General features: G+C 73.4%; 11 protein-coding genes and 2 tRNA genes. 6 read left to right on the top strand and 7 right to left on the bottom strand.

The features are described from left to right. The first annotated feature begins 304 nt into the window (after nucleotides 1–304). The 3 genes from ACFXDE_RS35065 to ACFXDE_RS35055 all read left to right on the top strand — a co-directional run bounded on the left by ACFXDE_RS35065 (nucleotide 305) and on the right by ACFXDE_RS35055 (nucleotide 4670). The gene (locus ACFXDE_RS35065) at nucleotides 305–1864 is read left to right on the top strand and encodes a hypothetical protein (protein ID WP_380445551.1); all 1560 of its coding nucleotides are present in this window, start codon (nucleotides 305–307) and stop codon (nucleotides 1862–1864) included. Between the two features lie 216 nt (nucleotides 1865–2080). Then, the gene (locus ACFXDE_RS35060) at nucleotides 2081–3625 is read left to right on the top strand and encodes a N,N-dimethylformamidase beta subunit family domain-containing protein (RefSeq protein WP_380445550.1); all 1545 of its coding nucleotides are present in this window, start codon (nucleotides 2081–2083) and stop codon (nucleotides 3623–3625) included. Nucleotides 3626–3770: 145 nt separating this feature from the next. Next, a complete protein-coding gene (locus tag ACFXDE_RS35055) occupies nucleotides 3771–4670 on the top strand; it encodes a phosphoribosylaminoimidazolesuccinocarboxamide synthase (RefSeq protein WP_380445549.1) in 900 nt (299 codons plus the stop codon). A 27-nt stretch (nucleotides 4671–4697) separates the two neighbouring features. Here the strand turns inward: ACFXDE_RS35055 and ACFXDE_RS35050 are convergent, their stop codons facing one another. From ACFXDE_RS35050 to ACFXDE_RS35020, 7 genes are all read right to left on the bottom strand, one after another. Next, nucleotides 4698–5318 carry a response regulator transcription factor gene (locus ACFXDE_RS35050; RefSeq protein ID WP_359970474.1) on the bottom strand — a complete coding sequence of 207 codons (621 nt, stop codon included), beginning with the start codon at nucleotides 5316–5318 and terminating at the stop codon, nucleotides 4698–4700. A 40-nt stretch (nucleotides 5319–5358) separates the two neighbouring features. After that, complete coding sequence (locus ACFXDE_RS35045) at nucleotides 5359–6588, bottom strand: sensor histidine kinase (protein WP_380498507.1); 1230 nt, start codon at nucleotides 6586–6588, stop codon at nucleotides 5359–5361. A gap of 96 nt (nucleotides 6589–6684) precedes the next feature. Continuing rightward, complete coding sequence (locus tag ACFXDE_RS35040) at nucleotides 6685–7539, bottom strand: ABC transporter permease (protein WP_380445547.1); 855 nt, start codon at nucleotides 7537–7539, stop codon at nucleotides 6685–6687. Continuing rightward, on the bottom strand, nucleotides 7536–8561 hold the full coding sequence (locus tag ACFXDE_RS35035; RefSeq protein WP_380498506.1) for an ABC transporter ATP-binding protein: 1026 nt from the start codon (nucleotides 8559–8561) through the stop codon (nucleotides 7536–7538). The genes ACFXDE_RS35040 and ACFXDE_RS35035 overlap by 4 nt, the downstream gene beginning before the upstream one ends. 175 nt (nucleotides 8562–8736) lie before the next feature. After that, a tRNA-Gly gene (locus ACFXDE_RS35030) sits at nucleotides 8737–8809 on the bottom strand. Between the two features lie 39 nt (nucleotides 8810–8848). Continuing rightward, nucleotides 8849–8921: transfer RNA gene (locus tag ACFXDE_RS35025), tRNA-Gly, on the bottom strand. 153 nt (nucleotides 8922–9074) lie between these two features. Next, nucleotides 9075–9392, bottom strand: a complete 318-nt coding sequence (locus ACFXDE_RS35020; protein ID WP_030304494.1) for an Lsr2 family protein — start codon at nucleotides 9390–9392, stop codon at nucleotides 9075–9077. Between the two features lie 466 nt (nucleotides 9393–9858). On the opposite strand from ACFXDE_RS35020, the gene purS reads away from it, so the two are divergent. The 3 genes from purS to purL are packed head-to-tail and all read left to right on the top strand — an operon-like array spanning nucleotide 9859 to nucleotide 13042. Continuing rightward, on the top strand, nucleotides 9859–10113 hold the full coding sequence (gene purS / locus ACFXDE_RS35015; protein WP_030278336.1) for a phosphoribosylformylglycinamidine synthase subunit PurS: 255 nt from the start codon (nucleotides 9859–9861) through the stop codon (nucleotides 10111–10113). Further along, entirely contained in the window at nucleotides 10110–10787 is a 678-nt protein-coding gene (gene purQ / locus ACFXDE_RS35010) for a phosphoribosylformylglycinamidine synthase subunit PurQ (protein WP_380498505.1), read from the top strand. The genes purS and purQ overlap by 4 nt, the downstream gene beginning before the upstream one ends. After that, a complete protein-coding gene (purL, locus tag ACFXDE_RS35005; protein WP_380498504.1) occupies nucleotides 10787–13042 on the top strand; it encodes a phosphoribosylformylglycinamidine synthase subunit PurL in 2256 nt (751 codons plus the stop codon). Before purQ ends, purL begins: the two co-directional genes overlap by 1 nt. The last annotated feature ends 110 nt before the right edge of the window (nucleotides 13043–13152 follow it).

Below are 13152 nucleotides of genomic sequence, written 5' to 3'. Positions count from 1 at the left end.
GCGGTCCCGCGGGGGGATGCTGGACGGCGTCCGGCCGGGCGGTCGCCCGGGTGCTTCGCACCGGACCGGTCGCGGGGCGTCCGGTACGTCGTCCGGATATTCGGACGGCGTCACCGGGACGAGTGGAAACCGGGTCGTTCCGGAACACCCACGCGGACCGGGGCGTCGAACATGGCAGAAGCGCCACACAGCACGCACTACCGGGATCGGACACCACCGCTTCCCGGTCGGAACTGATCGTTTCGAGTCGGCTCAGGGGCCCGTCAGCGGGCGCCCGAGGGCTCCGAAGGGGGTGCCGCACCGTATGGCCGCTGCCGACACCGCGCGCGCACACGCCCAGGCGGTCCTGCGGATCCGCGGGCTCGCCCTGGCCACCGCCGCCGTGCCCGCCGCCGTCGCGGTGGTCCTGCTGGCCGGACGGTTCACCGGCCGCATCGGGGCGCCCGGCGCCTCCGACGCGGCCGGCTGGGACGCCGCCCGCTGGGCGGTCGGCGCGGTCGCCGTGCTCGCCCTCCTGGTGGCCGGCCTGGCCGCCCGGGCCTACCGCAGGGCCGTCCCACCGCGCACCCCGGCGGTCCCGCTGGAGCGGGCGGAGGCGCCCGAGCTGTACCGGCTGATCGCCGAACTCGCCGACCGGCTGGACGTCCCCGCGCCCTCCGCCATCGCGCTCACCCCGGACTGCGACAGCTGGCTGGAGGACGTCCAGCCCGCGCACCCGCACCGCCCCCGGTCCGAGCCGCCCGCGCCCGTCCTGGTGATCGGCTCGCCGTTCCTGTGGTGGATGCGGGCCGACGAGCTGCGCGCCCTGCTCGCGCCCGTGGTGGCCGGCACCGCCGCCTCCGCGGACCCGGACATCGCCGCCGCCCGCCGCTTCCTGCGCAGTCTCGACGCCAGCCTGGACACCGGCCCGTCCCCGGCCGGGCTCGGCGGCGCCGTGCTGGCCGGCCCGCCCCGGGCGCCGCGCCGCGGCCCGGCCCTGCTGACCGACCGGATCACCCGCCGCCTCCTCGGCGCCTGCCGCGGCCACGCGGCCGAGCTGGAGCGGTCCGTCGCGAGCTGGGCCTCCGAGCAGGCCAGGACGGTCGACTACGGCCTGCGGATCGCCGCCCAGGAGCAGGTCGGCCTCGCCTACGCCGGCTGGGACCGCCTGCTCACCCGGGTCGCACTGCCCGCCTGGCGGCTCGGCCGCCACCCGGCCCACCTCAACGCCGGCGTGGTCGCCGCCCTCACCGAGCTGTCCCGGCGCGACCGGCTGGCCGACGGCTACGGCACCCGGCTCGGCGACCGCCCCGCCTGCGACCTGCTGGAGGAGCCCGGCACCGTCGACCGGGCGGTCTCCCGGCTCGCCGCCGAGCTGTTCTTCGGCGAGCCGGCCGCCGGCGCCTGGCACGAGCTGGAGTGGACCGACTACCCGGCCGAGGCCGTCGACGCCGGCTGGCGGGCCCGCGCCGCGGCCCTGCAGAGCGCCCTGGACCGCCTCGCGCCCCAGGCCCGCCCCGGCGCCCCGACGCTCACCCGGCTGCTGGTCCGCCTCGCCGAGGGCGACGGCGAACAGCTGGCCGCCGCCCTCGCCGCCGAGCTGGCCCGCACCACCGCCCCGGCCCCACTGCTCGAACCCGTCCGCAGCGGCCGCGACCTGCTGGTCGACCACGTCACCGCGATGGTCTGCTGCGCCGCCGTCGACACCGCGGGCGCCACCCCCGGCCTGGACTGGCTGGACGGCCCGGTCCTGCTGATCCGCGGCGTGCGCCGCACCGACCTCGCCGCCCCCGTCGCCCAGGCCGTCGAACAGGGCCAGGACGGCCCCCTGCGCGCCTGGCTCGACGCCGCCGACGTCCGCCTGGAGAAGCCCGTCCGCCTCTGATCGACAGCGGCGCTCGAACGCCGCCCACGCGCCCCCGGCGGGGCCCGCGGGCGGCCGTCCGCGCAGGCCGGAGGGCCCGCCGCCGACCGGCCCGAGATTGCCACCACCAATTGCTACCGCAGGGTGACGCTGCGCCAGCACTGTGTGGTGTATTAGACCGCACGCACATCCGGGGGGCACGTGCCAGCCGGAGGGGAGTGCACCTGGGAGGGGCGCGTGGGTACCGAACTCAACCGCCGCTGGGAGTCCGGAACGCTTGCCTACAGCGCCTCCGACCCCTTCGGCCAAGGCCCGCTGCCCTGGCTGCGCAGCCCCGACGAGTACCTGGCCGACGCCGAGGGCACCGTGCCCTGGTACGTGTCCGTGGACGCCCCCGGCCAGCGCCCGCTGGCCGCCGCTGCCCGGCCCCGGCCGCCGGTCGGCACCCCGCGCAGCGCCGACGACGTCGTCCAGCAGATCAAGGGCTTCGCCTCGGCCGGGGTGGTCCGCCCCGGCGGCTCGGTGGACTTCCGGGTCACCGTCAACCCGCCGCGCGAGTTCACCGTGGACGTCTACCGGATCGGCCACTACGGCGGTGACGGGGCGCACCACATGACGTCCAGCCCGCTCATCGCCGGCCTCGCCCAGCCCGCCCCGCTGGTGGTCGGCCGGACGGTGTCCTGCCACCACTGGTGGCACTCCTGGCGGCTGCAGATCCCCGCCCACTGGCGGCCCGGCGCGTACGTCGCCGTGCTGACCACCGCGGACATGCTGCACCGCAGCCACATCCCGTTCACCGTAAGGGACTTCGAGGACCGGGCGCACGCCGCCGAACTGCTCCTGGTGCTCCCCGACGTGACCTGGCAGGCCTACAACCTGTTCCCCGAGGACGGCCGCAGCGGCGCGAGCCTCTACCACGCGTGGGACGGCCGGGGCGGGCTGGTCGGCGAGTCGGAGGCGGCCGTCACCGTCTCCTTCGACCGCCCGCACGCCACCGCCGGGCTGCCGCTGCACGTCGGCCACGCCTACGACTTCATCCGCTGGGCCGAGCGCTACGGCTACGACCTCGCCTACGCGACCGCCACCGACCTGCACGCCGGCCTGGTCGATCCGGCGCGGCACCGGGCGCTGGTCTTCCCGGGCCACGACGAGTACTGGTCCGAGCCGATGCGCCGCGCCGCCGAGCGGGCCCGCGACGGCGGTACCTCGCTGGTCTTCCTGTCCGCCAACACCATGTACTGGCGGGTCGAGCTGACCGCCGCCGCCTCCGGCGAGCCGAACCGGCTGCTCAACTGCCGCAAGCGCCAGAAGGTCCGGCCGGGCAGCCCGGCGGCCGGGGCGCCGGGCGCCGCGAGCGCCCTGTGGCGGGACGCCGGAGAACCCGAGCAGCACCTGCTCGGCGTGCAGTACTCGGGCCGGGTCGCCGCGCCCGCCCCGCTGCTCGCCCGGCACACCGCGCACTGGCTGTGGGACGGCACCGGGCTCCAGGAGGGCGACGAGCTGCCCGGCCTGGTGGCCGGCGAGGCCGACCGCTACTACCCGAAGGTGGCGCTGCCCGAGCACACCGAGCGCGTCCTGCTGGCCCACTCCCCGTACCGGGACCTCGCCGGCCGCACCCGCTACCAGGAGACCTCGCTCTACCGCGCGCCCAGCGGCGCGTACGTCTTCGCGGCCGGCACCTTCGCCTGGTCGCCAGCGCTGGGCCGCCCCGGCCTCACCGACGAGCGCGTCCAGCGCGCCACCGCCAATCTGCTCGACCGGCTCTGCAAGAACGGGCCCTGAGCCCGTCGGCGCGAGGCCCGGAAGGCCCGGAAGGCCGCCGGGAGCGTTCGTGAAAGACTGCGGGGGCAGTGACCTCCCCTTTCGCACGGCCCGGCCGCTGGACTGATGGCCCACGCCCGTGAACGACCCCTGAGGACTGAACACCTTGAGCGGATTTGTCACCAAGCCCGAGCCGGTCCAGGTGCCCGGCCTGGTCCACCTGCACACCGGCAAGGTGCGCGACCTCTACCGCACCGAGTCGGGCGAGCTGGTCATGGTGGCCAGCGACCGGATGTCGGCCCACGACTGGGTGCTGCCGAACGAGATCCCCGACAAGGGCCGCGTCCTCACCCAGCTCTCCCTGTGGTGGTTCGAGCGGATCGCCGACATCGTGCCCAACCACGTGATCTCCACCGAGGTCCCGGCCGGCGCGCCCGCCGACTGGAAGGGCCGCACGCTGATCTGCAAGAGCCTGGACATGATCCCGGTCGAGGCGGTCGCCCGCGGCTACCTGGCCGGCTCCGGCCTGAGCGAGTACGAGGAGAGCCGCACGGTCTGCGGCATCGCGCTGCCCGAGGGCCTGGTCAACAGCTCCGAGCTGCCCGCCCCGATCTACACCCCGGCGCTCAAGGCCGAGGTCGGCGAGCACGACGAGAACGTCCCCTACGAGGAGACCGCCCGCCGGATCGGCGCCGAGCTGGCCAACCAGGTGCGGCGCACCACCCTCGACGTCTACGCCCGCGCCCGGGACATCGCCCGCGACCGCGGCATCATCCTGGCCGACACCAAGTTCGAGTTCGGCCTGCTGGACGGCGAGCTGGTGATCGGCGACGAGGTGCTCACCCCGGACTCCTCCCGTTACTGGCCGGCCGACGACTACGAGCCCGGCCGCTCGCAGGCGTCCTTCGACAAGCAGCTCATCCGCGACTGGCTGGTCTCCCCGGCCTCCGGCTGGGACCGCTACAGCGAGGAGCCGCCGCCGGCGCTGCCGGCCGAGGTGGTCGAGCGGACCCGGGCCAAGTACGTCGAGGTGTACGAGCGCCTGACCGGCACCAGCTGGGTCTGATCCCCCGAGCGCCCGCGGGTACGGCCGTCAGATCCAGCCGTGCTCGCGGGCGATCCGCACCGCCGCGTGCCGGTTCTCCGCGCCCAGCTTGGTGGCCGCCGAGGACAGGTAGTTGCGGACGGTGCCCTGGGACAGCGCCGCCCGCGCGGCGATCTCGGCGATCGGCGTGCCGTCCGCGGCCAGCTCCAGGACGTCGGTCTCGCGCGGCGTCAGCGGCGTCTCGCCGGCGCTGATCGCGTCCGCGGCGAGCTCGGGGTCGACGTACCGGCCGCCGGCCCGGACGGTCCGGATGATCCCCGCGAGGTCGGCCGCCGACACGGTCTTGGGCAGGAAGCCGCGCACCCCGACCTCCAGCGCCCGCTTCAGGTAGCCGGGCCGGCCGTGGCCGGTGACGATCATGCAGCGGCAGTCCGGCAGCAGCCGGCGCAGTTCGGTGGCGACCTCGATGCCGTCGCGTCCGGGCATCTGCAGGTCCAGGACGGCGATGTCGGGCCGGTGCGCCTGGGCCATCGCGAGCGCCTCCGGGCCGGAGCCGGCCTGGGCGACGACCTCGATGTCGTCCTCCAGCGACAGCAGCGCGGCCAGCGCGCCCCGGATCAGGTGCTCGTCGTCGGCGAGCAGGACGCGGACGGGCGGGGTCTCGGTCATCGGTGGGCCTCCTCGGCGCCGGCGGACGGGGTGACGTCGGTCAGATCGGTACGGCCGCGAGCATCCGGAACGTGCCCGGTGCGGCCGTCGGGACGGTCAGCTCGCCGTCGTGGGCGGCCAGCCGCTCGCGGAGCCCGCGCAGTCCGGTGCCGCCGCCCTGGGAGGGCAGCGGGACCTCCGGCACGCCGTCGTTCTCCAGCTCCAGCACCGCCCGGCCGTCCTCCCGGTGCAGGCGGATCAGGCAGTGCGCGGCCTCGCTGTGCCGCAGCACGTTGGTGGTGGCCTCGCGGATCACCCAGCCGAGCACCGACTGCACCGGGGCCGGCAGCCGGTCCGCGTCCTCGCCGAGGTCGATCTCGCAGGCGACGTCGGCGGAGCGCAGCACCGCCCGGGCGCCGATCGCCTCGGCGTGCAGGTCGGCGGTGCGGTAGCCGCGGATGACGTCGCGGACCTCGCGCTGCGAGTCCTGGGCGATCCGCTGCACCTCGGCCATCTGTTCGGCGGCCTCCGCGCGCCCCCGGCGGGCGAGTTGGACGGCGAGCTCGCTCTTGAGCGCGATCGTCGTGAGGTTGCGGCCCATGACGTCGTGCAGGTCGCGGGAGAAGCGCAGCCGCTCCTCGGCGACGGCGAGCCGGGACTGCGCCTCGCGGGCGGCGTCCAGCTCCCAGACGATCGCGGTCACCCAGGCGAAGCTGCGGCAGCTGCCGATCAGGAAGGACAGGCCGATCACCGCCCCGACCAGCAGCCCGATCGTGATGCCCGGGTCGAACCCGGCCAGCACCATCGCGGGAGCGATCGCCAGGACCTGGCCGATGGCGATCAGGAAGGTCCTGGGCAGGGAGACCGCGACGGCCGTCGGGCCGATCGCCGAGCCCATCAGGGCGGTGGCGACGACCGCGGTGAACGGCGGCGCGTGGGGGCTCACCGGCCCGCCGGTGGACGGGCCGAGCAGGATGACGGTCCAGGAGCCGACCACCGTCAGGACGGCGTTGACGACCAGCCAGCGCCGGTACTCGACCGGCCGCTTCAGGTAGTGGTCGAGCGCGGTGCGGTACGCCCGGAGCGTGACCAGCGTGGAGGCGAGCGAGACGACCAGGGCGACCCGGACGGCGGTGCCGTAGTGCGGGAGGTTCGCGGGGGAGGCGCTGACCAGGAGGTTGATCGGCAGCATCATCCACGCCATCAGGTACAGCGACCAGCGGAAGTACAGCTCGGCGCGCTGCGGCTTGCCGTAGCCCTTCCAGCGCCGGATCGGCCCCCTGACCTGCATCGACTTGCTCCCCGTCCCGTCACGTTGCTGTCGCTGCCTTCATATCAGAGGGAGGGAGGGGCCGGGGCTTCGGTTGTGGTGCCGTCCGCCGGGACGTCAGCGGCGGGACTCCCAGCGGAAGTACCGGACCGCGCCCCAGCCCGCCAGGCCCAGCCACACGGCGCCCGTGACGAGGTGCGGCACGGCGGTGGACCAGGTGCCGCCGAAGCCGGTGGCGGCGGCCGAGCCGTCGGTGCCGGTCCAGCCGATCCGGATCAGCTGGAAGCCCGGGGTGGTGGGCAGCAGCCGGCAGAAGTCGGCGACCCGGTCGGGCATGACCTCCAGTGGGATGAACAGGCCGGAGCCGAACTGCGAGACGAGCAGCAGCGGGAGGGTGGTGATGCCGGCGGTCTCGACGGTCTTGGTGAAGGCGCTGGTGAGCGCGGCCGTCGCCATCATCGTGCCGATGCTCAGGAGCAGCCCGGCGGCCAGCAGCAGCGGGTTCACCGGGGCGCCGAGGTGCAGGAAGGCGGCGCCGCCGCCCGCGACGACCGCGCTCATCAGCAGCGCGAGGCTCACCGAGGGCACGGCCGTGCCGGCCAGGATCTCCAGGTCCCGGGCCTCGCCGGTGCGCAGCCGCTTGAGCACCAGCTCGTTGCGGCGGCCGACGTACGCGGCGGTCAGGTTGTAGTAGACGACGAAGGCCAGGATCCCGCCGATGGTGCCGATGATCAGCAGCGAGTCGACGTCCAGGCCGGGGTGGTCCGAGGCCTGCTGCTTCAGCATGCTGCGGCGGCCGGCGATCATCAGCACCGGCAGCAGCAGGGCGGTGAACAGGGCCGAGCGGTTGCGCAGCAGCAGGGTGGCCTCGGAGCGGCCGAGGGAGGCCAGGCGGCGCAGGGCGGTCCCCTGCGGGCCGGCGGCGGTGCCGGTGGTGGTGCCGGTGGCGCTGGAGGGGGCGGCGGTGGTCATCGGGCGGATCCGATCAGGCGGCGGGAGGAGCGGGAGGGACGGGAGGCGCGGCCGGCGGGCGCGGGCGGCCGCGGCTCGTCCTGGTGGGCGGCCTCGGAGGCGATCGCGAGGAAGGCCTCCTCCAGCGAGGCGCTGCGGGCGTCCAGGGCGCCGAGCGCGAGGTCGTGGTGGTGGGCCCAGCCGAGCAGCTCGTGGAGGTCCCGCTGGAGGGCGGAGGTCTGCACGGTGACCTTGCGGCCGTCGACGGCGACCTCGGCCCCGGCCAGCAGCGGCAGCGAGGCCCCGGTGAAGTCGGGCAGTTCGAAGGTGATCCGGGAGGGCCGTCCGGCGATCACCTCGGCGACGGTGCCGGTGGTGACGACCCGCCCGCCGTGCATGATCGCCAGCCGGTCGGCCAGTTCCTCGGCCTCCTCCAGGTAGTGCGTGGTGAGCAGCACGGTGGTGCCCTGGGCGCGCAGCTCGCGGACCAGCCGCCAGACGGCGGCGCGGGCCTCCGGGTCCAGGCCGGTGCTGGGCTCGTCCAGGAAGAGCACCTCGGGGCGCCCGAGCAGGGCCATCGCGAGGTCGAGCCGGCGGCGCTCGCCGCCGGACAGCTGCTTGACCCGCACGTCGCGCCGGTGGCCGAGGCCGACCAGCTCCAGCGCCTCCGCCACCGGGCGGGCGCCGCTGGTCAGGCCGGACCACGTGCGGCCGGTCTCGGCGACGGTGAGCTCGCCGGGGAAGCCGCCCTCCTGGAGCATGATGCCGATCCGCGGGCGGAGCGCGGCCCGCTCCCGGTACGGGTCGTGGCCGAGCACCCGGACGGTGCCGCCGCTGGGCGCGGCCAGGCCCTCGACGAGCTCCATGGTGGAGGTCTTGCCGGCCCCGTTGGTGCCGAGCAGGGCGTAGAGCTCGCCGCGGCCGACGGTCAGGTCGACGCCGCGGACGGCGTGGTAGCCGGTGGTGCCGGAGCCGTAGTGGCGCTGGAGGTCGGTGACCTCGATCACGGGGCCGGAGGTGCCGGCGGGCTGGCGCGTTTCCATGGCTCCAGCCTTCCGCCGCCCGGTCCGCGCGGTCAGTGCGCGCCGTCATCGGAAGGGGGTGCGGATCCACGGGTCGGCGGTGACAAATGTCATCGGTCACCGGTAAGCCCGCGGGCGCGGGGAGTGCTCGGGGAAATGCCGAAGGGCCCCTCTACCGAGGAGCCCTTCGTTTCTGAGCGGACGACGAGATTCGAACTCGCGACCCTCACCTTGGCAAGGTGATGCTCTACCAACTGAGCCACGTCCGCAGGTCAAACTATTGAGTTGTGCTGTGCTTGCGTACTGCGAGCGGACGACGAGATTCGAACTCGCGACCCTCACCTTGGCAAGGTGATGCTCTACCAACTGAGCCACGTCCGCACGGTGCCTGGTGGGGCACCGGCCGCCTCTTCGGATCTCTCCGTTGCGGCGACGAGGAATACTCTACAGCATCGTTCGGGGTGGTCGCCCCACCCTTTCGGCGGGCAGGGCGACCGCGGGACCGCCGGCTCGGGCCGGACGTCCCCGCCGGGGTCAGTTCGCCTCGGCGAACGCCTCGTACACGTGCTTGGGGATGCGCCCGCGGGCCGGCAGCTCCATTCCGCGCGACTGGGCCCAGGCGCGGACCGCGGCCGGGTCGGGGGTCAGCGCGGTGCGGCGGAAGGACTTTCCGGTGCGGCTCTGCCGCCGTCCGGCCGCGACGAACGGCGCGAGGGCCTCCCGCAGCTTTTCCGCGTTGTCCACGGACAGGTCGATCTCGTACGACTTCCCGTCGACGCCGAAGTGGACGGTTTCCGCGGCGGCGCCGCCGTCCAGGTCGTCGGAGAGCGTGACAACTACACGCTGTGCCATGGGTGTCAATCCTCTCGGGCAATTCGGCCGTCGGTGCGCGGGGTGCGCCCCGGGGCCTGATGTGCACCACTCGCGCAAGCGCATACGGGCAGGCCTGGTGGCCCGCCGGATACGCAGCACTTGCCGCGACAGGTGGCCCTATTCTGCACCCGAAGCTGGTCGAAATCGAAGAGTCCGGCATTCTTTTCCGGATATTCACGTCTCTTCGTGGGACTTGCGGATACCGGAGCGCGGGACGGGCGGTTCTGTCCCGGAGTGCCGTATTCGGGTGTTCTTCGGGGGTTCTCCGCCCGGCCGGCCAATCCGCCGAAATCGGCTGCCGGGGGTGGGGGTCGGCGCGGCCGGATCCCTTGCGGCGTAAGGGTCTCGGGTCTACGCGCGTCGCTCTCCCCGGCCAGCAATCCCGCCCGAAACCACCGGTAGTCTGGAGTTCCCCCGCCTCACGAAGACACCACCGGGAGTGCCAGTGGCACGCGTCGTAGTCGACGTCATGCTCAAGCCGGAGATCCTCGACCCCCAGGGACAGGCGGTGCAGCGCGCACTGCCCCGTCTCGGATTCACCGGGATCGCCGACGTCCGCCAGGGCAAGCGTTTCGAGCTGGAGCTGGAGGGTCCGGTCGACGACGCCGCACTCGCCCGTATCCGCGAAGCCGCCGAGACCTTTCTCGCCAACACCGTGATCGAGGACTTCACCGTCCGGGTCGAGGAGGCGGCGAAGTGACCACCCGCGTAGGCGTCGTCACTTTCCCCGGTTCCCTCGACGACCGCGACGCGCAGCGCGCGGTCCGGCTGGCCGGCGCCGAGCCGGTCTCCCTCTGGCACCGTGACGAGGATCTCCACCAGGTCGACGCCGTCGTCCTGCCGGGCGGTTTCAGTTACGGCGACTATCTGCGCTGCGGGGCGATCTCCCGCTTCTCGCCGGTCATGACCACCATCATCGAGCAGGCGAAGCTCGGAATGCCGGTCCTCGGTATCTGCAACGGCTTCCAGGTGCTGTGCGAATCGCACCTGCTGCCGGGCGCGCTCACCCGCAACGACTCGCTGCACTTCGTCTGCCGCGACCAGAAGCTGCGGATCGAGAACGCCGGCACCGCGTGGACCCGGGATTACTCGGCGGGCCAGGAAATCGTGGTTCCGCTGAAGAACGGCGAGGGCCGCTTCGTCGCCGACGCGCACGTCCTGGACGAGCTGGAGGCCGAGGGCCGGGTGGTCGCCCGCTACCTGGACGTCAACCCGAACGGTTCGTACCGCGACATCGCCGGCATCACCAACGCCGCCGGCAATGTCGTCGGCCTGATGCCGCACCCGGAGCACGCGGTGGAGTCGCTCACCGGTCCGACCACCGAGGGCCTGGGCTTCTTCACTTCCGTCCTGAAGCAGCTGGTGAACGCCTGATGAGCCTCGACACCGTCAAGAACGCCGAGCAGACCCCGGACGCGGCCCAGCCGTGGGCCGAACTCGGCCTCAAGGAGGACGAGTACGCGCGGATCCGGGAGATTCTCGGCCGCCGCCCGACCGGGGCGGAACTCGCGATGTACTCGGTCATGTGGTCGGAGCACTGTTCGTACAAGAGCAGCAAGGTCCACCTGAAGCAGTTCGGCGAGAAGAAGCCCGATTCCGACGCCATGCTCGTCGGCATCGGCGAGAACGCCGGTGTCGTGGACGTCGGCCAGGGCTACGCCGTGACCTTCAAGGTCGAGTCGCACAACCACCCGTCGTACATCGAGCCCTACCAGGGCGCGGCCACCGGCATCGGCGGCATCGTGCGCGACATCCTCGCGATGGGCGCCCGCCCGGTCGCCGTCATGGACCCGCTGCGGTTCGGCGCGGCCGACCACCCGGACACCCGGCGCGTGCTGCCCGGGATCGTCGCGGGCATCGGCGGCTACGGCAACTGCCTGGGCCTGCCGAACATCGGCGGCGAGGTCGTCTTCGACTCCTGCTACCAGGGCAACCCGCTGGTCAACGCGCTGTGCGTGGGCGTCATGAAGCACGAGGACATCCACCTCGCGCAGGCCTCCGGCGCCGGCAACAAGGTCATCCTGTACGGCGCCCGCACCGGCGGCGACGGCATCGGCGGCGTCTCGGTGCTGGCCTCCGAGACCTTCGACGACACCAAGCCGGCCAAGCGCCCGGCCGTCCAGGTCGGCGACCCGTTCCAGGAGAAGCTCCTCATCGAGTGCACCCTGGAGATCTTCGGCGAGAAGCTCGTCAAGGGCATCCAGGACCTCGGCGGCGCCGGCCTGTCCTGCGCCACCAGCGAGCTGGCCTCGGCCGGCTCCGGCGGCATGCGGATCGACCTCGACACCGTGCACCTGCGCGACAACACGCTCTCGCCGGAGGAGATCCTCATGAGCGAGTCGCAGGAGCGCATGTGCGCGATCGTCGAGCCGGACAAGGTCGCCCGCTTCCTGGAGATCTGCGAGAAGTGGGACGTCATCGCCAACGTCATCGGTGAGGTGACCGACGGCGAGCGCCTGGAGATCTTCTGGCACGGCGAGCTCGTCGTCGACGTGCCGCCGCGCACCGTCGCCCACGAGGGCCCGACCTACCAGCGCCCGTACGCCCGCCCGAGCTGGCAGGACGCGCTGCAGGCCGACGCCCCCACCGGCGAGCGGCTGGCCCGCCCGACCACCGGCGAGGGCCTCAAGGCCGACCTGCTGAAGGTCGCCGGCCACCCGAACCAGGCCTCCAAGTCCTGGATCACCGACCAGTACGACCGGTACGTGCTCGGCAACACCGTGCTCTCGCACGGCGAGGACTCGGGCATGATCCGGATCGACGACGAGACCAACCTCGGCGTCTCGGTCGCCACCGACGGCAACGGTCGCTACGCCAAGCTGGACCCGTACACCGGCGCCCAGCTGGCCCTCGCCGAGGCCTACCGCAACGTCGCGGCCGGCGGCGCCAAGCCGCTCGCCGTCTCCGACTGCCTCAACTTCGGCTCCCCCGAGGACCCGGACGTCATGTGGCAGTTCGCCGAGGCCACCCGCGGACTGGCCGACGCCTGCCTGGTCCTCGGCACCCCGGTCACCGGCGGCAACGTCTCGCTGTACAACCAGACCGGCGAGGTCGCCATCCACCCGACCCCCGTGGTCGCGGTGCTCGGCGTCATCGACGACGTGACCCGCCGCACCCCGGTCGCCTTCGCCGAGGAGGGGCAGCTGCTCTACCTGCTCGGCGACACGGCGGACGAGCTCGGCGGCTCGGCCTGGTCCCAGGTCGTCCACGACCACCTCGGCGGCCTGCCGCCCAAGGTCGACCTGGAGCGCGAGCGGCTGCTCGGCGACATCCTGATCGCCGCCTCGCGCGACGGCATGATCGACGCCGCGCACGACCTCTCCGACGGCGGCCTCGGCCAGGCGCTCGTGGAGAGCTGCCTCAAGGGCGGCCAGGGCGCGCGGATCATCGTGCCCGAGGGCACGGACCCGTTCGTGTTCCTGTTCTCCGAGTCGGCCGGCCGCGCCGTCGTGGCGGTGCCGCGCAGCGAGGAGCTCCGGTTCAACGACATGTGCACCGCCCGGGGCCTGCCGGCCACCCGGATCGGCGTCGTGGACGGCGACAGCATCGACGTCCAGGGGCAGTTCAGCGTCACGCTGGCCGAGCTGAAGGACGCCCACACCGGCGTCATCGAGGCCCTGCTGGCCTGATCGGCTTTTCGAGGGGCGGGGGGGTGGGGAGAAACCCCCCCCCCCCGGCCGATCTTTAGGCGCAATCCGCCCAACTACCCCCCCGAACAAACCCGGTGAGATTAAAAAAA

This window comes from Kitasatospora sp. NPDC059408 (genome assembly GCF_042751525.1).
Taxonomy (GTDB): Bacteria; Actinomycetota; Actinomycetes; order Streptomycetales; family Streptomycetaceae; genus Kitasatospora.
The sequence above is the reverse complement of the archived record's forward strand: the minus strand, read 5'-3'. Positions and strand labels throughout refer to the sequence as shown.